Source organism: Hungatella sp. SB206 (genome assembly GCF_051132295.1).
Taxonomy (GTDB): Bacteria; Bacillota; Clostridia; order Lachnospirales; family Lachnospiraceae; genus Hungatella; species Hungatella effluvii.
On record NZ_CP096603.1, the window covers coordinates 951,027 to 976,004 of the forward strand.

7 protein-coding genes are annotated in these 24,978 nt (G+C 45.4%); all 7 read left to right on the plus strand.

What is annotated here, in order from left to right; translation table 11 throughout:
* The first annotated feature begins 284 nt into the window (after positions 1-284).
* The 7 genes from M1L66_RS04280 (at position 285) to M1L66_RS04310 (ending at position 24,952) form a co-directional block, all read left to right on the plus strand.
* The gene (locus M1L66_RS04280; RefSeq protein WP_434691154.1) at positions 285-1,991 is read left to right on the plus strand and encodes a leucine-rich repeat domain-containing protein; all 1,707 of its coding nucleotides are present in this window, start codon (positions 285-287) and stop codon (positions 1,989-1,991) included.
* A 942-nt stretch (positions 1,992-2,933) separates the two neighbouring features.
* Entirely contained in the window at positions 2,934-3,863 is a 930-nt protein-coding gene (locus tag M1L66_RS04285; protein WP_434691157.1) for a hypothetical protein, read from the plus strand.
* Positions 3,851-6,145 carry a DUF6273 domain-containing protein gene (locus M1L66_RS04290; RefSeq protein WP_434691160.1) on the plus strand — a complete coding sequence of 765 codons (2,295 nt, stop codon included), beginning with the start codon at positions 3,851-3,853 and terminating at the stop codon, positions 6,143-6,145. Before M1L66_RS04285 ends, M1L66_RS04290 begins: the two co-directional genes overlap by 13 nt.
* A gap of 162 nt (positions 6,146-6,307) precedes the next feature.
* Positions 6,308-10,288, plus strand: coding sequence for a hypothetical protein (locus tag M1L66_RS04295; protein ID WP_434691162.1), 3,981 nt, complete (start codon positions 6,308-6,310; stop codon positions 10,286-10,288).
* A complete protein-coding gene (locus M1L66_RS04300) occupies positions 10,263-10,403 on the plus strand; it encodes a hypothetical protein (RefSeq protein ID WP_434691165.1) in 141 nt (46 codons plus the stop codon). Before M1L66_RS04295 ends, M1L66_RS04300 begins: the two co-directional genes overlap by 26 nt.
* Before the next feature lie 165 nt (positions 10,404-10,568).
* The gene (locus M1L66_RS04305) at positions 10,569-24,218 is read left to right on the plus strand and encodes a SpaA isopeptide-forming pilin-related protein (RefSeq protein WP_434691167.1); all 13,650 of its coding nucleotides are present in this window, start codon (positions 10,569-10,571) and stop codon (positions 24,216-24,218) included.
* On the plus strand, positions 24,215-24,952 hold the full coding sequence (locus M1L66_RS04310) for a class B sortase (protein ID WP_187022938.1): 738 nt from the start codon (positions 24,215-24,217) through the stop codon (positions 24,950-24,952). Before M1L66_RS04305 ends, M1L66_RS04310 begins: the two co-directional genes overlap by 4 nt.
* Positions 24,953-24,978: the final 26 nt, after the last annotated feature.

Here is a 24,978-nt window from a genome sequence, read left to right on the forward strand (position 1 = left end):
TTCGAATATTCAAAATATAGTTCTCTACGGTCTGCAACATGTGGTATAATGCCATAAGAAGCAAATCAAAATAAAAACATACAGGGCGGAAAGCGAAAGAGCATGGAATCGGTTTATGATTAAAAATAGCGGTTATGGTTTATTCCGGATTGTGCTGTCAGCCTTCCTGTGATCGGTATAGGATCGGAATTATTTACAAAAATGATTTTATATAAAATACGGTTCAGGCAGCGAGCAACATGACAGTCTGACCATGAACGAAGCGAAAGGAATGTAAAACAAAAATGAAACTAACAGCCTTAAAGTGTCCGTCCTGCGGCGGCCCCATCGAGTTGGATGAAAAGGACGAGAATGTGGGATACTGTCAGTACTGCCACACAAAATATTATCTGGAATCGGAACAGCCAAAGGTGTTTATCGAGTATAAGCAGGAGACCTCCCACAACAGCATGGCGAAGAAGGAGGAGTCGGGGAGCAAAGCGGCAATTGCTGTCGGAGCCGTTATCGGTGTGATTGGCATCATGGCACTTATTCTGATCCCTCTTTTCGGAACATCAAAAAATGCGAATAAGTATCCCAGCAGGGAAGTGACAGTGGCCGCGTCTGTTTCGGAAGAGCAGTCATCGGATAAAAGCAAGGCGTCTGCCACGTATTCCGCGTCCTTCGAGGTACTGATTAAGGAGGCCTTGGGAACGAGCGTTTCCTCGGTCACGGAAGAAGAACTGGGGCGTTTTAAATATTTGTCCATGAGGAAAGGCGAAGCCGGATGGATGATTACATACAGCTTTGAAAATCCGATCGTGGCCGCCGAACAGGGGCAGGATGCGGATATCAATGTGGTGGTCTGTCAGGAGGCCCTGGATCTTCAGGACATTGCCGCGCTGCCACAGCTGGAGTATCTGAATCTGGATCACACGGAATTGCCGGAGGGCAGTCTGGAGACATTGAGCTCCTTAAAAATGATAACCTGCGACTACATACAATTGGATATGCTGCGTCTTGCGCTGGGAGATGCGGCCAAAGGCCTGGAACGTTTGAACGCTTCCCATTTAAAGAGTCTGGAAGAACTGTCGTATTTTCCGGGACTGAAGTCTCTGGAGATGGAAGACTGCCGGGAAATTTCGGACATATCTGCATTGGCCCAGGTAAAGGATCTGGAAAATTTAAAATTATACGATATGGATGAGGTGAATGATTTTACGGTCCTGAATGTGCTTAAGAAGCTGAGGAGCCTGTCGATTGACGCGGAAAAACTGAAAGATATCAGCTTTATTAATCATATGCCGGAACTTGCGAGCCTTGGAATCACGGATTCTAAGATTCTTCTGCTCGATCCGCTCATGGGGAAAGAGAGTCTGAAGGCGCTTGTGCTGGTAGACAACGGTGAGGTTCGTGACTATAATCCCGTGGGAACGCTTACAGGTCTGGAAACTTTGGTAATAAATAAATATACGAGTCAGGATGATCCGGATCTTACGGCACTTACCGGTTTAAAGCATGGGGAATTTCATGGAATGATGGGGATTCGTTTTCTTGGAAGTCTGACGGGCCTGGAAGAACTGAAGGTTCAGGGCTGCAACGTGGATCAGCCATCGGTGATTGCTTCCCTGCCTGCTTTAAAGAAGCTGACTTACCGAAAAAACTGGGGAAACAGCGATGATTTAAGCTTTCTTGCCGGCTGCCAGGGACTTACCAGCCTGGACATGAATCATTCGGAATTCTATGGGGATGTGTCCTATGCGTTTAATCTTCCGGCCTTGGAAACCCTGATTTTAGACAGCAGCAGTTTTGAGGTGAAGTTTGACCGTCTTCAGGATAATCCTGCATTAAAGGCCCTCTCCTTAAACCATGTGAAATTGTACAAAAATATTGAAATGTGGTCTGACGGCATGGTCCGTTCTATTAATTACGATGATGTGCTTCTCGATGAATATACCTCATTTTTAGGCCATTATCCCTCGCTGGAATATTTGAGCCTTCGGGGAAATTAGCTTACGGATATTCAGTTTGCAGCCGGACTTAAAAATCTGAGGGAACTGGATGTCACCGATAATTACGTGACTGATACACATGTACTGGATCAGTTGGAGTATTTGGGGAAGGACAGCACGGTAAAACGGCCGATGGCCGATGTGGACTGGATTGATACGGTGGAGGATTCTCATTGATTGTTTGGGCGTGAAGACGTTGATGGCTGAAGGGGATTGGTGGGAATGTTGCAGGTATGAGAAGGCTATTGAAATGCGATTAGCAGTAACTGGAGTATTGGCTGTGAGAATAAAATGCCGCCTTGGCGGATTGAGCAGATCGGAAACTAGTATAATCCACCGGAACTTATGCAACGCTGTACTAGAATGATGAACTGCTTGATTTGGCCGAAGGCGGCTTTTTTCTGTTGGTAAAAATATCTTTGTGAAATTGGAAAAACCCCTTGATTATTTGGTAATTATCGGTTATACTGTTTTTACAATTGAGAGTTGTAAAACATACATAAAATCTCGCGGCATAAGCCGTATCGTTTTTTTGTTTTTTCAATATATTTTACTTATCTTGTAATATCCTTTTATTCCCGAATTAGTTTCGTATAGGTGTTTCATGCTGTGCTGTTTGAGCACGGATGAGTGCTTGTTTAGTTATTCAGTTTTTTCTTTTCTATTTTTCTCTATCCGGAATAAAATTCTGCCGGGTTTATCTCCGATTTAATTGAAGGTTGTTTACGCTTTTTTTGAGTAAGTTAGCTTTATAAACGGTATTTAGGGAAGCAGATGCAAGCGATTAACAGGTGTCTGTATAAGTACTTGTTTTATGGACGAATCACATAGCTAAATTCTATTTTGTCCCCAATAAAAGGGAAGATGAAAAAATATAGGTACTGAGTGGGTATAGGTTCCCCCTTTGAGTAACCTAAATACACTATGCAAGGAGTGAAGAAAATGAATAGAAAATGGCCAGGTGGTATGCTGGCTGCGCTGATAGTTTTGATGTCTATTCCTTCTGAAATGGCTTATGCCCGGCCGAAACCGGAGATAACGGTGATCTCTGAGATCATGTTTGGATCATCAGAAGAATACGCGCCGGAACTCATTTATGAAGAGGGAGAAAAGCTGTATCGGCTAAAGACCTGGGAACTGGAGCCAGTCAAAGTGAGTCCCAGGGAGAAGCGTTTGGAACAGGAAGTTTTGTACGAAGGTATAGAAAATATGGAGTCAGTTCCTGAGACGAGAAGTATCACATCGAAAGAAGATTTCTCAGGACTTCAGGTAAGTGCAAAGTATCCGGTAATCAAAAGGAAGAAGGTGAACGAAGAATGGCGCGATGACTTTACGTTTCCGGTCGTGTTTCATTCATATGGAGCAGAGACATATCAACTGGGAGGAGAGAATGTGCCAATTGATGGAGAACCGCTGCGGCTGGAACTGTATGAGGACGCCCTTCTGTCAGAAATTGGAGTGACTAAAGAACATTACAGGGTTACCAGTACTGTATGGAATGGAGCGCCATACTTAGATGAAGATGATATTTTATGCAGGGACGCGACTGCTTTTGGAAAACGGAAAGTAATAGATTACCTGATTACTTATGGAGGAACGGTCACGTATCCTGAGATTGAGGGCTATCGATGCAGAGCAGTATACAGCTTGAAGGAGTATGAGCAAACACCGGCAGAAGAGAAGATAATTGTCTCTAACAGAGTGGTGGAAGCAGTGGAGTATGACCCGGACTCAGCCTGGATCATCAGGAGAGAGGCCATTGTACTTACTGTGTCATTAATATTGGTCCTGTTATTCATGCTGTTGGCGGCATGGCTGATTAAGCGGGCAGTGGAAAAGAGAGGGGAGAAGAGGGACGGATGTGGACTTTAAGAAAAAGGTGGCAGGCGATAGCCGGAGATACGTGTAATAGGCCGAGAGGCAGACTGGAAGGATACAGAAGAAAGAAACAATGGTTTATACTGTGGCTGGGATTCGTTCTGACCGTTACATATGCGGCTCCTTCCTGCGCAGAGAATGTGGAGGAAAATAGTAAAAACGCCGGCCGGTGGGTCTATCAAACGGTTCATGGGCCTGTGTCAAATACTGGGGATGAAGCGGAACAGGACGGGGCTTGGTACCGGTTGAATGCGTCTGGTATGGCGGATACTGGCTGGATCTATGTGGACGGATACTGGTATTTTCTTAATACAGGAGAAGGCACTGGAAAGGGCCAAATGATGACAGGCTGGCAGTGGATTGACGGAAAATGCTATTACCTTGCAGAGATCAGATCCGATTTGTATCCGATGGGAGCCTTGTATTTGGAGGGTAAAACTCCAGACGGATACTTCGTAGGAACAAGTGGAGCCTGGCTGAATGAACATGGGGAGGAATGGTATATAGCCGACAAAGGCCTGAGGTCATCGGAGACAATGGATGGGGATAAAAAGGCAGGAGCGGCTGCCGGAGGAAAAGGGAAGCGTGGAAGCGGAGGTAAGGGAGGAAACAGTAAGGGAGGGAGCGGTAAGGGGGAAGGCGGCGCCTCAACAGGCGGGGATAAAGAAGATAGCAATGGAGACGAACGGCCGGAAACAGAAGATGGAAATAGTAATAAGTTCGAAGATCAGGGGGGCGGGGAAAACTCGAATGAGAATGATGATAAGTCTGGAGAAGACGAGTCAGGTGCAGAATATAAATTTGAGGACCTTGCAACCCCGTCTGAAGCAAAAATGGTTTTCTGGGAAGTGCGTTTTGTTGAGGAGACAGATCCAAACAGAAAAATAATGCGTACGCAGGCCGGTAAGAGTGAAGACGGAATGGAGCTGACTGTAGATTTTCCGGAACTTATGAAAGGAAGTGATGGCTGGCTATATCAGGCCCTGGAAGAAAGTCCAAAACGGATAACGGTATCAGGTGCAGGTCTTCAAAAATATACAGTATTGTTCCGTAGAACCGATCAAATGGCTGAAGAACCCGAGCAGGAGGAGGGGGAGCAGCGACTGGAGAAATGGATTCAGACTGCCAAAGAGGCCGATCTCAATATCACAGGAAGCAGAACGGAAGATTGGCCGGTAATTACAGAGAATCAGGAAGAAAGCCGGGAACGGCTCAGGAATCTGATTTCCATGGTCCATGACCGGGAACGCCATGAGATTTATCTGGTTGCACGAAACCATAGTCCTTCCACTGTGGTAATTGGTCAGGAATTTGCTGACATAACAAATGTCTCTGGGCTCCTTATGGATGAATTTAAGAGCGCTGAAAACCGCTACTGTATTGTACGGATCGGTTTTCAAAGAGTCTGGAGACAGGAATCCTGCATTCATGAGATGAGTATGCAGGAGCATGTTTTGGCAGACTGTGTATCCGGTGGGCATGAGAGATTACTGTGCAGGCTGTGCGGCTATGAGGAGACAGTGCTCTTTCCGGCGTCGGGGCATATCGATAAAGATGAAGATGGATTCTGTGATGTCTGTTATCAGGAAATCAATGATGAGACTGCACCCAAAGAGGCAGTTTGCCGGGAAGGCGATATACAGATAAGACGTATTGGTGGTAAGCAATATCGATTTCGATGTATTGATGAAGATTACAGCGATATGATGGATAACCGTGGAAATGCAGCTCTTTTTCTATGTGAAACGGTGATACGGTCCGACATTGAAAGTGACGGGACGTCCATACAGAAATGGGAATATGGCCTGGATAACAACTATAAAACCTCCAATATCCGTAAATGGCTTCAAAAAAATATGGAAAGTCCAGCAAAAGACATATCTTTCATTTATACCGGTGTGAATACAGCTTATCAGGGAAAGACCGGTTCGGGAGAATATGAGCAGTTTGCATTTGACGACTTGGAAAAACTTGAAAAACCATTTCAGATAATGGAAGACCAGATGTTTATCTTATCGATGGAAGAAGCGGTGAAATACAGAGATGTTCTATGGAAATTTAATGGAAGCAGCCAGAATAATCCACAGTCTCAATATTCTGTATATTCCAAAGGATATTACTTGAGAACTCCGCAATATGAAGGGGAAGACGTTTTTCAGTATGGAAAAGGTATCTACGTGGTGGATCTGGGAAATGGCAGCCTGCATCCGGTTGATGTCTCTGACACGAGTATAGGAATTCGACCAGCCTTTGTCATCGCACAGCATAAGGAGTAAGCTTCACGAGGAGGAGAGTATCCATTTGTCCGTTTCAGCAGATTACATGGGGCAGATCAGTGAATGAAGAAAATACACGAGTACTCTCGAAAACTCAGCCACAAAGATGAGTGCAAGGGAGTTTCCGAGAGTGCTCAACACAGAATAGGGAGGAAAAAGACAATGAGAAAGAGTAACAACAACATAGGGCAGGGAGACTGTAAGCGGTGGAAAAAGCTTTTGGCCTATAGCCTGTGCGGCATAATAGCATTCTCTGCGTTTCATTCGCATCCGATATTGGCAAAAGATCTGGAAGGCAGCAGAAATGCATCTACGAGTTCGAATGCTCTGGAACCGACCTGGGCTGAATTGGAAGATAGCGAGAAACAGACTGCTACGGAATCCAACGCATCACGAGGGGACGAAAAGACAAAGGCCTCACTGTCTAATGCCTTGAAAGCAGCAAATTCACTGGGAAATATCTGGGATTCATGGAGCGGAAAGACAAGTTTCGAATTCCTGAATGGAACGCAGGGGGATGGTTCTGAGAAAAAGCCATTTTTGATTAAGAATCGGGAACAGCTCATGGGACTTTCAGAATTGACTGCAATGGGAATGGCGGTTCCTGATGCAGAGGGTGCGGACTACGTGGGTGATTATGCAGGCAGTTACTTTGCCCTTGGCGGTAATATCGACATGCAGGGTATGGACTGGATTCCCATTGGTTTTTACAGAGATTCTTCAGAAATGCCGGGAGAGGTGGAATACGCTTTTCATGGGGATTTCGATGGAAAGGGATATACGATCAGAAATCTGAGGTTAAATAAGTACGGAAATTATGATCATATTGGTCTGTTCGGAGCAATACGTGATTCAAAAGTTCACGATGTAAAAATCATTCCAGATAAAGAAGTAAAAGGAAATGACAGAATTGGAACGGTAGTGGGCTATGCTGTTGACTCAGAAATTCGAAATGTGACCGTTAAAAACGCAGCACTGAACACTTCAGGGATCGCAGGCGGGATTGCAGGTGAGGTAAGCGGAACCGTTATTGAGAATACCGTATGTGATAACGTTATAATAGATGCGCAGGCCGGAAATGAAGTGATTTACATCGGTGGAGTCGCAGGCATCGCTTCGGATTCTATTATCGCAGACTGTGATGTTGCCACTGGTACGGGGAACACGGCGCGGATCCAGGGAACTGGTTATACCGGGGGAATAGTCGGATTTCAGAATTCCACAGATATTTATAACGTCCATGTAAATGGAACCATTGGAGGCTACCATTCCACTGCAATTGGCGGAATAACCGGAAACTATGTATCCGGAAAATTAAAGGTGGCACGATTTGAAGGCAGTATCGGGAATTCACAGCTGGGGTCAATGGCAAGAGAAGGCACTTTTATCGGAACGAGACAGGGGGCGGCCACAAACTTTAATTACATTGACGATGTGGCGTACCTGTTTGCCGATTCCGAGAGCAAGATCAGTGCCAATGTATGTGGATCCGAAATAGCAGATGATAATGATTATACTTATGCGGCTCATATCGGATACTGGCATAGCAGTGATCTGCATTATACGCTGGTGCAGGGCGGAACCAGTAAAAATATGACTGACCAATATTTCTATGAAGAGTTGGAAGACGGTATCTTAACGGTTATGGACGAAAACGAAGACAGCCGTTATACGATTGATCATTTCGCGCCTAATTCTGTAGGCCGTCCGGTTCGGGGATACTTAATTATCGTAAATCAGATCGACACGGCAGCGAATGGCCGGAATTTTTATGATGTTGCACTGCTGGAAGCAAAGGGAGCATCACAGTATTCCAAGGTGCTTGATAAGAATAACCGGGGAGCTGTAGCGGCTGGCTCCATTGTCTATGTAAATACATCTCCCAATGATACGGAAACAGAAAAATTTCAAATGTCCGGAACTCCATATTATATAAACGCAGACGGAATAAGTAAGAATACAGTGTATTCTGCGGACAGCCACTGTTATACCTTCAAGATGCCGGAAGAAGATATCGTGATTGATGGAACTTATAAGAAAGTAGCGGTAGCTGTTCATGTAGATCCGGATATCTATAATTTTACTGTGACACAGACCAGAACTGGCAATCGTAAGAATCCGGTAAAGACCACAGAAATCAGAAATAAGGCAGGAAAGTTGATAGCCCGGTATATCAACGGTAATCTGGAGCCGGGAACAGAGGTGCAGCCGGTTACCATACAGGCAGTTATTGATACAAATAATGATGTGAGTGATAACCGGGTTAGATGGAGCATTGATGATGCGGATTTAATCGGACTGGCAAAAAATGAGGATGAAAACTCAGATGGATATACAGCAAAATCAGCCAGTATAACGTTGAATTCAAATGCAAAATTTTTCAGGGAAATTATCAGCGAGTTGGAGCTAAAACAACAGGAGGAAAATTACCGATATAAAATACCAAATACAATCTTTGGCGCCGGCCATCAAAACGGTGGTGTTGCAATTCTGACTGCAGAAACAAGGCCGTCGGCATCCTTCGAAGGGAAACCATGTACCGCTAACTGCCGGATCAATGTAACATTCCAGATTCTTGATCATACACTGGTTGCCACAGAAGAGGCGGTACTGGATAAACAGACCCTGGAGTATACGGTCACCAGGCTGCTTACAGGGAATCGGCTGGAACCGGAAGAGAGTATTCTGGTTACACCACCGCAATCGCTAACAGCAGAATTTAAACCGGATTATTTTTCAAGGGACGAGGTATCATGGATGACCAGTGACCCGGCCGTAATCAGGGTAGACGAAGAAGAAACATCCTATAAAGAAGCTTCCATATCCGCCTATAAAGACGCAAAATGGATCCGGGATATTATTGCGACAGATGATGGGAAGAGGGAGAATGACAGATATGCGCTGCTTTCTGGAAATGGTGAGCGGAGTGTGTGGGTTACTGTCGAAGGAAAGGATAAGCTTGGCAACCGTGCAGCAGCAGATTGTATGATTACCGTTCGTTTTGTGACAGAAGACAGGACCAGGGTCAATCCTGAAGCAATTAAATTAAGTCAGCCAGCCATGGAATACCATTTAACCTATGACAAAGCCGGAAACATTTATTCAGAAACTACGGGAAAGAGTGGGTTTGATAAACGCACTTTGAATGCCATTGTTTATCCTGATATTGAGGATAGTGAGAGTCACAGGCCATACGACCGCGGCGTAACCTGGAGCTCTTCAGATCCGGCGGCTCTGACGGTGGATACAAATGGTAACCTCACAGTAAATGACGGAGCACCATGGATTCTGGAAGCACTGTCGAGGCCTCCGTACCAGGCGGAGAAAACAGTGGATATCACAGCAATGACTCGTGATGGTATGCAGGCAGACAGGTGCAGGGTAACACTTAAGTTCCAGGCAAACTGCATTGAGGTGGAACCGGAAAAAGAAGTATTTCCGCTAACCCTTACTTTGAGCGGGCGGCGTTCGGCGCCGATATTAACCTATAGCGGGCAGGAGCCTAAACCGTTGAAGGCAACTATTTATTCCAATAATACGGATTTAAATCGCATCGTTTGGTCCTCTGAGGATCCGGCATTGGTGACTGTATTACAGGATGGAACCGTGGCTCCGGTATTATTGGATGAAAATAATGAATTAAAGGCGGCCTGGATCAGGGAACTGTTAAAATCTGGTGCCTCCAGTGGTACAAAACGTGTCCGGGTAAATGCGGCAGCGGTCAATGGAAAAATGAAGGATTCTGTATGGATTGAATTAAATTTCAATGTGATCGACCATACCTACTCGTCCGGAGGTTCCGGAGGCAGCAGTGCCGGGAGCACGGGAACAACTACCGGTGTAACTCCTTCCGGTAAGACTACTGGACAGACTACAGCAAATGGTGCAGTAACCGGAACATGGACGCAGACAGCAAATGGTAAATGGATATTTGCGTCAGACAGGACCTATGCAAATGAATGGGCCTACATCAGCAATCCCTATGCAACCGGGAATCAGCCAGGGGTGTCCTGGTTCCGCTTTAATGAGGAAGGATTTATGACCACAGGCTGGTTTACGGATCAGTATGGCAGCAGTTATTACCTGAATCCGGTAACGGACGGGACACAGGGGGCAAATGCTTACTGGCTGGCAGCAGATTGATGGGATCTGGTATTATTTTAATCCATCTTCGACTGGGGGAGTGGGTAAGCTTTTAACCAATACCATAATTGACGGAATCTACAGTGTTAATGAGAAGGGACAGTGGGTTTCATGAATCAACAGCAGAATCTGCGATGTGGTACTTTGAAATTGGATGCTGCAAAACTGATAGAGTAGTAAACAATGAGGGGAACTTAAGTTCCCCTCATGAAAATATAAGTTATTTGTTTGAGAGAATGGTACTCTGACGAATGATAATGGAATCCCTAAAGGAGGCGCTATGAGAAAAGGAATGTGGAAGGAAACCGCAAAAAGGCTGTCATCTATTTTGCTGGCCGGTATGATTTTGACAACGACAGTGGCGCCGCCGGTTTTTGCGGTTCATACTTATTACTGGCCCGATGCCATTTCTGCGGATGCAATGGAAATAAAAAATTGGACCTGGAAGGCGGAAGGAGAGGCGGCAGCATTGGCCCCGGCGGTCGGGCTCATTCCCACCGGATTATCACAGCAGGAAACCGCATTGATGGGAGGCTATACAAGTAAGTTTTGGTTTCAGGACGAAAAGGCCAAAACAATAACAATTCCCGGTACATCAGCAGAACTCGATTTTTCAAAATTTCATCACCGTTACTTTGCCTGCGCAGACAGTCATAACACAGGTTTCTTTGCACCTGTAGGCGCACAAATCGCCTTCCAAAAGATGTATTATCCCACCAATAACCTGGGTGACTATCCGGATTTCTTGAAAAATGCCCCTATGGATATGAAAACAAAAAAGTTTGCCCTCCTTCTTGTCTCGTTGATAAGCGCTGCTTATGAGACTCCATCTATAGAGGATTTGAGGGATTCTGATCGGATGTCCATGTATTATTATCTCCTGTGGGCTTCTATTTGGAGTAACGATAAGTATGTGGATCAGGGCATGTTTACAGGAGAGTCGCCGGAGGGTGACTGGGATTTTGTCCAGTATTTTGTAAGGTCAATGTTGAACTCCAGGCTAAATCCAGATCCATATGGAAGTACGGCAATTTACGATGCGTTCCGGGATGAAGGTCCGGCGCAGAAGTATTTTTTTAACTGCTGGAAAGCAGCAAAGTTTCTGTCGTCGTTTGATTATTCTGTCGATATGGGGAGCGTACTGCCGGTTTCAGAGCCTGCACTGGGCGAGGATGGCATGTATCATATGACGTTCCAATATGGGGATCTCAGTGATTATGAGAAAGAAGTATACCGACGAATGACAGCAGAAAATCTGGCGTCGGGCTGGGCGTATTCCAATGATGGAAGTACCATTGATTTTAAGTCAGCAGATGGTGTGTCAGATGAAAATGCAATTGCCACTCTGAAACTTCAGGAAAATTCGGAAGAAGATCGTTTTTATAATTGTGGTTTCGGCGTTGGCGGCCTGGCCGGATTCCGTGGTTGTGCGAAAAGAGGTAAAGACGGCGATTTTGGCTGGGGTAATACGCAGGTTTATTTTTCCGCAGTATCTGAACCATTAGAGATTATTGTGGGCGGTCGGGTTCCTTTAAAACCGATCGGAGATTGGGAAATAGATGTTCACCGATATGAGCATACGGAGATCTGGGAAGCGCATTATAATATTCAACTTCGAAAATATGATTCTGAGACAGGGCAACCGCTTGCCGGTTCTAAGTGGGATATTCTTGAAGCATTCGATGATACCCAGCTTGACGATACGTCACTGGAAACCTCTGATAACTGGGCAAACAGGGGCGGGAGTCAGTTCCTGAAGTGGGATGGTTGGGATTACGGAGAAGGGAATCCGGACGGAGACGCTGCAAATGATCCGTGTTCCTGGGATATCAATGTAACAAATGAGGACGGCATTCTCATGCTGGGGGATAATGAGGAAAATGCTTCTGAAAAGAGGGCGCATACGGATACCAAGGTTTATACCTATACGAAGGGGTACTGCGGCGGTCATCCGGAACCGGAAATAGAAGAAAGTGGCGATCCGGATGTTGACGCTGAGAATGAAGCTGCTGCGAAGGAGGCATGGCAGGAAGAAGTGGACTACTGCGAGACTTTCGCAGAGCAGGGCGGCTTTTTTCATTCCCTTAATGCAGAAGAAGCAAAAGAACTGCTGGAAGCTGACCGGGATAAATTCTATAATCAGTTTATTTCCCTGAAATACGAATACTCAGCAGTAGAATTGACTCCGCGGCCGGGATATACAAATCATGGAAGCCATACAGACGATATTCCAATTGAGATCAAAACGGTTACGTCCTCAGAGTATAAGGACAGTGTGTATAATAAGGGATTAAGTTTACATAAGACAAAAGACGAACCGCAAGGGACTGAGTCATCAGATGCATTTGCGCCAGAGAAAAATAACAATTTTGTGGAAAAGGGAGCATTGGACAAAATAGCTACACCCTCTGACGCCACATCATCTGACGCCACCCCATCTAATGCCACAGCTTCCAATGCTAAGAAAAAGACCGGCCTTTTGACTAAACTAAAGGTACTATTCGAAGTGCCAAGAACTCTGATTGAGCGAAGTATAAATAATAGATCTTTACTCATTGACGATGAGGAAGTCATGGAACGCGTAAATTTTGAACCCTCCGAGGTGGAGCCGCATGTACCGGGCGATAAAGGGATTACAGACCATACATTTATTGTCTACGATCACCGGACTGAAGGTGAGATACATATCAACAAACGTGATCTTTATTTGCAGGCTGGGGAAAACAAAGATTATTATGCATATGGCGATTCAATGGGAGATGGTACCCTGGAGGGCGCGGTATACGGCCTGTTTGCCCTTAAAGATATTAATCACCCTGATGGCTGCACCGGTACCGTATACCAAAAAGATGATTTAGTTGCAGTGGCGTCGACAGATCGAAATGGTGATGCCTCCTTTATGGCTTTCACAGAAGCACCGGGGATGATTTGGAATTATAAATCTGGAAAGATTGAAAAAAGGCCGGAAGCATTCCAGGGGCCTCAGAACCTCTATCGGAACAGAGCAGATGCGGATAAGGTCAAAGATATTGAAAATTATGTTGGTTTTGATTCAAAAGGCAATTCCATACATCTGATAGATTCCATGGCAGGTGATGGATCGGAATACTGGAAATTCTCTTCCAATCAGTCCGGTATTGAAGGCTTGAAAGGAAGCCATGTTGCATACCCGGTATCCGATAATGATAAGAATAATGGAAACTGCTGGATAGGGCGGCCTTTAATTGTGGAAGAGAATGGAACCACATACTATGTAAAGGAACTGGCCAGATCAGAAGGATATGAACTCTCCGTCAATGGAAAAACAAATATTATTACAAATGGCAGAGATAATTATGAAGGGGAGTATCACGAGGCTGACGTTGCTATTGGAAAAATCACTCTCGATATGGTGGGAAATGGAAACTATTTTGATGTGACTGCTTATCAGGCGGATCATGATATTACGCTGCACGGGATTAAATTTCCGGAAGGAGCGGTGTTCGAACTATCCACCAGTGAGAAAGTGCCGGAAAAAATTACGGTGCCTGTTTACAGTACTGTATTAAAACCGGTTATGGCGGCGGCAGGTACCTTTGTCTACCGGTCGGGCCAGAAAGTGGCTGCCGATCGGGGAGATGTTGTAACCTTTCCAGAAGGACAGAGTTACCTCGTTAATGCCGTGTCAGATCGGGAAGAGAAGACAATTGGTGTTAAACCGATGAATTATCATACTATGGGGACACCTGCGGTGACAGAACTTTTTTCAGGAGGATATCCGAAAGACTTTCAAGCGCTCTATAATATGGAACTCGACAACCTTGGATATAAAGAACCGGAGGCAGATGCTCCATGGGTGCGCGTAAAATTAAGCGGAACTACGGATACAGAATGGATCCTCTCTATTACGGAAGCTATGAAAGCGCATGGCCTGCAGTATTTTAACAGTCTGCGGATCTCTGATATGGAGCAGACTGGTGGAGAGCTCTATGCTATTATGCGTTATGAATGGAAGCTTTACGATGACAGCCGGGATGATGCTGTTTATAATCCGGAGAAAGACTGTCTTTATGTAAAAAAAGACAGTGGAAATGGATATTTTGTCTATATTCCATACGATGATCCGACCTCCAATCCGGCAGTACTGTCCTATCGTATGAAGAATGGTTTTTTGGAGCGGGCGACAATAAAAGAGCAAAATATTAATGGACTGAATGTGTCTTACCCGTCAAAACTCCCTGAATCATTTATCGTGGTGACAGCCCGGACACCATCATACTGGATATACGCGCCAGGTGAGCAGCAGATCGATGACGCTGGAAATTTTAAATACTCCGAAGAGACTATCGTAGATTATGTGGAGCAGGAGGGATTTAAGACGGTCGAAAAGAAGACCAGGCTTACTTCTACATATGATACAGCAAAAGAAATCTATGTAGTTACTCTTCCGTTCGATGCTTTTAAAGAGACGGATACTGTCAGGCTTAAAGTATCCGATGACGGGAGTGGGAGGTATTCGATCAAGCAGGCGTACATCGACCAGAGCTTCTTTGCCTGCCAGCCCTTGCAGCGGGAGGCGGATTCCTATATTCAATATGTAACACTTACACCACCAGCCTTTGATCAGCCATGGCAGGATGGAAATACAAGAACAGAACCTGCCGATGTGATGGAACGTCCCATTATGCAGAAGATAAAGATCGTGAAAGATATCCTTGTTGAAGAAGGAGCCAGGTATGAGGACAATACATTTGCTGATTCCGGCCATGAGGATTATTTTACACAGAACGGCGGTGGGACGAAGGACAACGTATCGTTCAGACCTAATTTCCGTTTCAAGATCTACTTAAGATCCAATCTGGAGCAATTGTATCGAACGGAAGATGGAGAGATTGAATGGCTTGATCGAAATGGAAATACTGTTGATGTTGCTGCGTATCGGGAGGCATATCCGGAGAGGGTACAAAAAATCTATACGAAGGTGCTGCATCGTACGGATTTACACTCCAGAAGATCCAATAGAGACGCAATCGCCAATCAGGAGCTTTATGGTTTTACGGATGGTTTGATCAATGAAAATCAGGAGACGGGATATACTGCAATACTGGAAACAATCCTGTCTCATGAAACGGACGCCTATGGAAACGAGAAGGAGATCAGAAGACTTAATTATGAGAAGTTTTTTGATGCGGTAAGGGTTGCAAATCAGGATAAGTGGGACAAAGCAAAACAGGAGCGTACTTCTTTTAAGCCCTTCGCATTCATCAGACGCCTTCTGTTTGGAACTGCCGGTTCAGAGTGTATTTATCCGGCAGAACATAACAATACGGAAATCCCAAATAAAGCCAATACTTCTGAAATTGCAAAAGAAAACAGTGACAGATCTGATTCAGTTAGGCAGTTTGCTATTCAATGGTATCTGGACAGAGAAGTAGAAAAACTGGTGAGAGAAAACTACACAGGTGAAACGGAAAGTGCAGCCGGCCATGAAGGCTATCAGGATGAGATATATGATACTGCTCTGAAAGCGGCTGTAATTAAGGCCGAAAATTATTTAAAACCATTCTTTCATTATGACTTGGATGAGATTTATGCTATTAAGTGGGACAGTGAATCAGATGGAGGCAGGGATATAGATAAAACTACCCTGAGTGCGGATAAGGAGGATGCCGCTTTCGGATACTGTTATGGCATATCGGAATACCTTCCTTACGGAACCTATGTAACAGTGGAACAGCAGCCCATGGATAAGGAACTGGGAGATTTCCTCAACAAACATTATGCAATTGATGCGCCAAAGGAAATTGAGTTACCGGCTGTATATGAAGAAGAAAAAACAGGGGCTGGCATAACTCCCGAAAGACTGAGTCGTTACTATAATTACAACGCGAATCTGTCTGCGGCAGACCTGACAGCGAAATATTTTATCCGTTTTAATGAGGAGTGGCCGGGAGAAATTGATGAAAACGTAAAGGATTATGTAATCAAGGCCCATGGATATCTGGGGGATTATGAGATTTATAAGTATGGACTCGCTCTCAGTAAAATAGCAGGAACTGCATTGGGAGATCCTTACAAAATACCGCACTTTGAGATTACTCAGAGTGAATATGATCCGATGAAAGATTACTATCATACAATTGTTTTTCCGGAAGAAAACGGAGGAAATCCGAACAGCCACTACCTGGCTGATGATGTTAATCATGGGGTAACTGCACCTAATGGAACGGAATATGAACGTGATGGCATAGAACGGATTTACCGTTATGGTTCTGTTTCAGAAAATAAATTGCCTGCATCTGCTATGGAAGGTATGCAGACGGCCTATGATGGTAAATATGCCTCCATGCTGGTGCCATGGAGCATAACAGAACCTGTAAGTGAAGAGCATGATTCCATACAGAACCCGGATGGTTCAGCCTCCGGTTTGGGATATGGATACCGGAAATTTCGAAATACCTTTTACAGAAGCCGCCTGCGCATAGAAAAACTGGATTCGGAGACCGGGGAAAATATTCTCCATGACGGGGCAGTTTTTACAGTGTATGCGGCAGAACGTGAAGATGGAGAGAATACAGATGGTCGGGTAAAGTTTTATAAGACGGATACCCTGATAAAGGGGTCCAGAGAATTCTTAGAGGCGATGGGGGCGAAAGAGATTACAAAGGCGGCCAGAGCGCTTCCGGGAATCGGCGGCCTGTGGACTGGAATTGTGGAGGCGGGAACCCCTGTATGCAGAGAGTCGGAGCAGATTACCATGGCGAATGCAAAAGGGCGCAGAACAGGGGGATTTGAAGCGTATACGACGACACGGGAGGGGCTTCAGGCAGAAGAAGAAAACCCGTCAGAAAAATCCTGGCAGGATCAGAATACAGGCTATCTGATCACTCCGCAGCCATTGGGCGCGGGGACCTACGTTTTGTGTGAAATGAGGCCGCCGTCCGGCTATGTCAGAACGAAGCCGGTCGCCATAGAAATTTATTCCGATAAGATTTCCTACTATCTTAATGGAAACCAGGACGGCCGGGTTGCCGCGGCAGTCTATGAGGATGGTACCGTACAGAGGCCGGAGGGGGCAAAAGATACTGCGCGGGTTTATGTGGGAAATACACCGATACGGCTTGAGATATCCAAGTTAAAGGACCGGGACAGGACTGTTACTTACCGTACCCAAACACGAGTTGAGGGAAGTGAAACGGAGCTGAAGGCCAAGTATGGTCAGGAGAATCTGGAGTTTGCTTATAAAGAGGGGAGCTATTTGAACTATGCCTGGTATAAGGGAACCGCAGAATACTTAGAGAGCCGTAAACTGGCAGGAGACGCGGTAGAACCAGTCTGTATAGACGGCATATTTGCTGGTTACGGCCTGATAACACGCCCATTGGACACTGCAGATGATACAAACCGTTACGTTTCGGGGGCGAAGATGGCCTTGTATGATGCGGTCGAGGTCAAATCAAATGGAGACAACGGTGATTACGGCTACGACGGCGTAGAGGTGTTGCGGGACCGCAATAACAATGTGCAGAGTATAAAGCTTTTGGAAGGATATGCAGGAAACACCGTGGAGTTTGTCAATTTAGATGATATTGAAGGAAGCCTCAGTGGAAGTACCGGCCACGGTACCTGGACTTACCGAATGGTTGAGCGGAAGGATACGGATATTCTCTACTATTCATTGGGCGGTCTAAGGGTTACAGAACAGGGAAGAGACGGAAAGGTGTATGGCTATGACCGTGATGGAAACCGTATTCAGGTGCGTAATCAGAAATCTGTTTATGCTATAAAAAATGGCCATCCTGTCTTTGAACTCACCGGTGGTGATTTGGAACAAGCAGTCTATTCGGCCCTAGATAAATGTTTTAAACTGCAGGAAGGGACTGAACTTTACCATGTGGATTCAGATGGAAACAGAGATGCAAAGATCGACCCTGCAACAGGAATGGCCTACACTACGGAGGTGGGGACGGACCGGAGGGGAAAGAAGTATGAACGGATTCTGGTCTGGCCTGTTAACGTATCCAAGACGGTGAATGGCGCTGTTATCGCACAGGAAAAAATAAAGACATACCGGATTGCATCGATTCACGCAGATACAGAGGCGGAGTATACGATTGGAACTTACGATGGAACCATGCTTAAAAAGTCTGTAAATCCGGTAGTTGGAAGCCATGGCCTTCCGGAATATTATCAGAGATCAGACCAGGTATATAAAAAAGGAGAGCCTGTATATGATATTGACCACGATTATGTGAGGTATCGGTACTATGATCTTTTGCCTGCGTTTAACCGGAATGCTTACCGGATTAATAACCAATGGGATTTACGAAATGTAGGCCAAAAGGAAGATCCGGCAGATGATAAGAAATTGTTTCATCGTCAGGGGGAAGCGTGGATCATGGAAAACGCGTGGATATCAGGAGATGAATATCCCAACGATCCGTTTAATATCAATCCTACAACAGGGCGGGCAGACATGCTGAAACGCGTGATTCCGGGAACTTATATTATGGAGGAGGTGGAGCCCCCGGCTGGGTATGTAAAGGGATTTCCTGTTGGTATCACAGTGAAAGAAACAAAACAGGTGCAGAATGCGGAGCTGGAAGATGAAAAAATAAAGATTGAGATCGTGAAAACGGATGCTGCGGATCAGTACCGCATAGATGTAATCAGCGATTATCAGGGGATATTGAAAACAACGGAACCAAAGGGCGCTTACAGCTATGGTCAGATTTCAGGGGCCCATCTGGCTCTTTATAAGGCCCGGAGGAAGTATACGACAGATACTGTCACTTATCCCTCTGGCTATTACCTGGAGAAAACAGAAAATACACCTGCAAAGTGGACTGTAGAAAACTCGGAAGATAATTCACCAGTCATAGTGACAGCAGACTGGATTACAGATGGAAAGCCAAAATATTTTGAAGGGATTCCGGCAGGTGACTATATTCTGGAAGAAATAGAAGCTGCCAGCGGTTATATCCGTCATTCCATGGAGTTGGAGGTCAAGAAAACAGGAGAAGTTCAGACATTCCATATGAAAGACGACCATACCAAGCTTGAAGTTTTTAAATACTGCATGGATGGGAATGGAAATATGATACCGCTGCCAATGGAATATTCCGCAGGTCTGGCACTCTACAGAGCCGAGACGGATGAAGATGGAAATATTAAGATGAATGGAGGAGAGCCGCAATATGTAAAAGACCAGCTAATAGATGAATGGATGACGGACGATCTCAAAGCTTATACAGAAGACTATGAGATAAGTCCTAAATGGATGGACCGCATGAAGGCCTTTTTCGGAATTGCAGTGAATCAATCCAGTTTTATACTGGATTTTGAAAATACATACCGGAAGTTGGGAGATAATTTTGTATGGCTGACATGGCATACAAAATCAGGTGAAAAATCCGCAGAGAGAATTTCTTCCATAAAGATGGACGTCACAGACAGCGCGGTACAGTTGTGGAGAACGGATGACGGTAAGATGATCAGAATCACCATATATCGAAACGTCCATAACGGCTCTCTGGATGAGGACGGACAGCTTCCCCTGAATTTCGAATATCAGTTCAACTACCGGGAGCTGGCGGCAGGGCTGAAGAGCTACGATACACTGGAAGGGGTTCACAGAATCGATTATCTGCCGTTTACGGATATAAAAGACGGCCGAAAAGTGGGTAATTACGTTCTGGTTGAGGCTGAGGTCCCAGAAGGCTTTGAACGTACAAAGCCCAAGGCTGTTGTACTGGAGGAGAATGGGAGTGTACAGCGCTTCAGCCTGGAGAATGTGGAGAAGTATGTATCCATATTGAAAGTGATTTCTGACGGAACCAATGAATATTCCGTGGAAGGGGTAAAGATGGCCCTCTATCGGCCGGGAACAGAGGGAAGCTTTATTCATGATGAGAGAAATCTGATAGAGCGTTGGATTTCGGGTTTCGATGGAAGATTTACAGAAGATGAGTGGTTTCTGGGAAATATTCCGGAAGGCTTTCGTGTCGGAGATATAAGACCCCATCGAATCAGTAAGATACCAGATGGTACTTACTATATTGTTGAGGAGGAGGTTCCGCCATATATGGCAAAACGGGAACCGGTAAAAATTGAGATTGGCGGTGACACGGCTACGATAATCCGTGTGGTGAATCAACCGGCTCAGGGACGCCTGGAACTGCTTAAGAAGGCGGCTGATACGGGAGAACTTCTGGAAAATGCCAGATTCCTGATCACGAACAGAGACACAAAGGAGGAATGGTATATTACGACCGGTCATAATGGACGTGCAGAGCTTAAAAATCTGGCAGTAGGCGAAGTTCGGGCAGATGGAACAATAAATCCTTATACTTATACAATCGAGGAGGTCTCGCCGCCTGATTATTATCAGATCTCGGGGGGAAAGAAGTTTTTTACCTTTGATGGAACGGCTGACAGTCAGGTTGTTACGTATACCCATGCGGTGGAAAACTATCCCACACAAATACACTTCAAAAAGACCAATTTTGATACCGGCATGGCGCTGGAAGGTGCCAAAATTGCTGTTTATCATGCAGTAGCTATAGATGGAGAATACGTAAAAAATGGAGAAGCCATAGAAATTAACAGATCCGGGCCGGAGGGATTTACAATTAAAAAGAAGTTATCAGCCGGTCATGTCTATATTATGGAAGAACTGGAAGCACCGGCCGGCAGCCATTTGTCGCCTCCGGTTATCTTTACCGTGAATCAGGCTGGAACCGGCATCAGTAATATAAGAAATAATTTCAGTGTACTGGAATGTTCCTCTGCCGGCGGAACCATTGAGTCACTCACTGTTTTTTGCAGGACCGCGGATAAGACCTTTACAGTTTTGAAGGACCGGGATACCGGGGAGGTACTGCCTGATATCATCAGCAGTACTGATATTTTACTTACGGCTGATGATGGAATAGAGGAAGGCCATTTGTACGAAATAACCGAATATACCCGCTATTCAGATGGTAATACGGAGATGAGTAAAAAAGAGACGAGGAGAATCTGGTTTGATGAGAATGGGACATTTCTTTTGCCATCCAGGACATATCTTGGAACCAGGCTTCAATTGGCAAACCAGGCTCAGGACGAGCTTGATACATGGACAGTGGAGAATGGAAGTTTTGAGCATGTAATAGAAAATCCTGTTACAAAGGAACGTGTCATCGCAGAGGTCACGGGAACTGTGGGTAACGGCCAGATGCCGGTCATAAACGGCGATGTAATAAAGTACGTTATCACATACGAAAACTCTGGTCTTGAAAAAGCGGATCTGATTGTCAGTGCTAAACTGGAAAAAGGCCTTGAGTTTATGAGATCCTCCGGGAACCCTGTAAAAACTGAAGGTATACTGACATGGCAGATTCATGATGCGGAACCGCACACTGTTGGGCACCTGGAGTTGGCTGCACTGGTAAGCGGTCAGATGGGAGCGTCAGCAAGAGCAGTATTTACTGTCAGTTCTCCAATGAATCTCATGGAAACCATATTGGAAAATCCTATCGCGCCGAAAGGAAGTCTAACGATCAGAAATCACATCTCCGGGACGGGAGGGAATCCACAGGATACCTTTACGTATCAGATGCGTTTCCTTGATTTGTCAGGTAAGCTGCTGTCCGGTTATCAGAATTATACCGGAACAAAAGAAGGCAGGATAAAGGGAATGGGACAAATTACCCTGAAGGGGGACGATTATGTTATTTTTCCCGGCCTTCCCTATGGGACTGAATACGAAATTATTCAGGAAGTGAACAGAGATTATGAAACAGTAACCAAAGAGTTCTTCGGAGCGATATCAAAGGAGGCACAAGGGGCGGTCTTTGAAAATAACAGAAACGATGAGACGGTCAGGGAAGTGCTGACTGCAGGAGGCAATTATTGTTTGACTGAAACAACGGGATACACGGACGGTATGGAGCAGACTACAGGGATATACCGGTTCACATTAAACGAATCCGGAAGAATTGATAATGTGGATATGGAAGACCGGCCTGTAAAATTATACTTTTCCAAAATTGATATTGCTTCCGGCGATGAAATTCCCGGAGGTATCTATACAGTGATGGATGCAGAAACAAAAAATGAGATTTACAGATTTATGAAAGTGGAGTCTGTACCGGTTCTTATTCCGGCAGATATACTGATACCAGGAAAAGAGTACATTCTTCGCGAGGATACGCCGCCTGACGGTTATGCACGGGAGGAAGATATACGGTTTACGGTCAATGAGGCGGGGGTTCCGGAAACAATAATCATGCAGGATAGAAAGACCAGGATATATTTGGAGAAGCTGGATGCCGACACTGGGGAATCCGTGACAGGCGGCTATTACTGCGTCAGAGATATAGAGAGCGGCGAAACAGTCTTCTGTTATACTGCCTCCGGTAAGCCGGTTCTGGCAGAGGGAATTCTGGCAGCCGGCAGGACGTATGAGCTGGCAGAAGAAAAGCCGCCGGCGGGTTATGGATACTGCGAAAGCATTGTTTTCACCGTTCCATTGGAACCTGAGACGATTACCGTACGTATGAAAGATAAAAAAACAGAAATTATCGTGAAGAAGCTCACTCTGCCGTCCCCGGCAAATGCAAGCCCGTCGGATGCGGAACGCCAAAAGACAGGATTTATACTACAGATCCTGAATAAAGACAAAAGTCCTGCTAAAGCGGTGAGAGACTTCTCCGGATTTAAAGCAGGTGAAGAGCTGGTCTTTACTACAGAGCAGGAATTTAAGACCATCAGCGGTCAGCTGGCAGCAGGCGGTGAATACTGGCTGCATGAAGTAAAACCACGCGATGGTTATGCACTTGCGGAAGAACTGCCGTTTACGGTAGGCAGAGATGGAAGTCATGATATTGTGATTATGGTTGATAAGCCTACCCATGTGGTACTGTCGAAAAAAGAACTTACCGGGAGCCGGGAACTGCCGGGTAACCATATGGCTGTTCTTGATGAAGACGGCAAGGTTTTGGAACGTTGGATTTCCGGTGAAAGACCTCATGAAATTACAGCAAAATTAATAGCCGGGAAAACGTATTATCTGTGCGAGGAAACTCCGGAAGCTGGCTATTCTTATGCGGAGAAAGTTCCTTTTACCGTGAGTGAGGACGGAAGCACCGATCTGGTAGAAATGAAAAATGATGTGACCAGAGTACGGATCAATAAGAAGGATGGGTCAGGAAATACCGTAAAAGGAGCTGTACTGCAGGTTCTTACGTTCGAAAAAGATAAGATCATATTCGAATTCGAAACTACCGGAGAACCCGTGGAGGTTACCGGAAAACTGACGGCTGGAGAGACATATTATCTTCACGAAAAGAAGACGCCCCCTGGTTATCATCCGGCAGCCGATATTTCATTTACAGTTCCACGAAAGAATCAGCAGATAGAGGTTACGATGATAGACTTGAAGCGGCATAATTCTGAAACCAATACCATGTATCTGATGAAGACGGATGCAGAGACAGGAAAAGGGCTCGAAGGCTTTGAATTTACAGTTACGGGACCTGGTGGAAACATCTTTACCGTTGTTACCAACAAGGAGGGGAAAGCTGAATTCTCTATGCCGCCGGATGGGATCTATACATTCCGGGAGACAAAAAGGCAGGCCGGATATCTTATATCCGAGGAAAACTATACCTTTACAATCTTGAATGGAAGAGTTACCGGAGATAGTATGATTCTGGTGGCGGATCAGCCTCTTCCGCCGGAAGAACCTGATGATACCAGACGGGTTGGAAGAATAACAGCCAGTTATAAATCGGGATTCAGAGGCATGATCTGTGCGGTGGAGGTAACCAGCCCTCCGATTGGTGAACGGACTGGAGATGAGTATCCGCTTGGTGCTGTACTGGCAGCCATGCTCTTATGTCTGGCGGGAGTTGTATACAGATTAAGACGGCCAGACTCTCGGAAGCATGACAGAGAAGGCAGCAGATGAACAGAGTAAAACGTTTTGTAACAACAATTCTGCTCCTGACAGGTTTTGGGCTGTCTGCCTTCTGCTTGACTATCAGGCTTTCAATCTATGAGACTGGACGGGAGGAATACAGGCAGCTGCAGGAGCAGTTTGAATTGGCAGCAGGCAGTACAACCGATGATGCGGCAGCGCCGAAAGTGAATATGAAGAAGGAGGAGAAATGGACGCGCATGATGACTTCCCGGAATCCGGATTATGTATTTTGGATTTGGATTCCGGGGACGAACATCAACTATCCGACAGTAAAAAATACAATCCCGGGTTATTACTTAAACCACACATTCAGTGGAGAGGAAAATCCCTGTGGCACCATATTTTGTCTGGAGCAAGGCGAGAACCAGATTATCTATGGCCATAACATGAAGGATGGAAGTATGTTTGCAGATTTGAAACAGTATCGGAGCGAAGCTTACTTTCAGAACCATAGGAGCATATGGATATACCGACAGGAGGAATGGCTGCAGTATATGATATTTTCCTGCTATACTGCCCGGGAAGAGGAGACGGGGATATACCAGAGTCATTTTATCAGTGAGGAGGAGAAAAAGACATATTTAAAAAGTGTGAAAGGTAAATCCCTCTATACAACGGGCAGCCAGCCTGAAATAACAGATTCTCTTATTACACTGTCCACATGCCTGGGAAAAGGGAAACGAATGATTGTACACGCAGTTCTGTTGTGTTATACTGAATGACAAAATCACAATTGTAAAACAGGAGG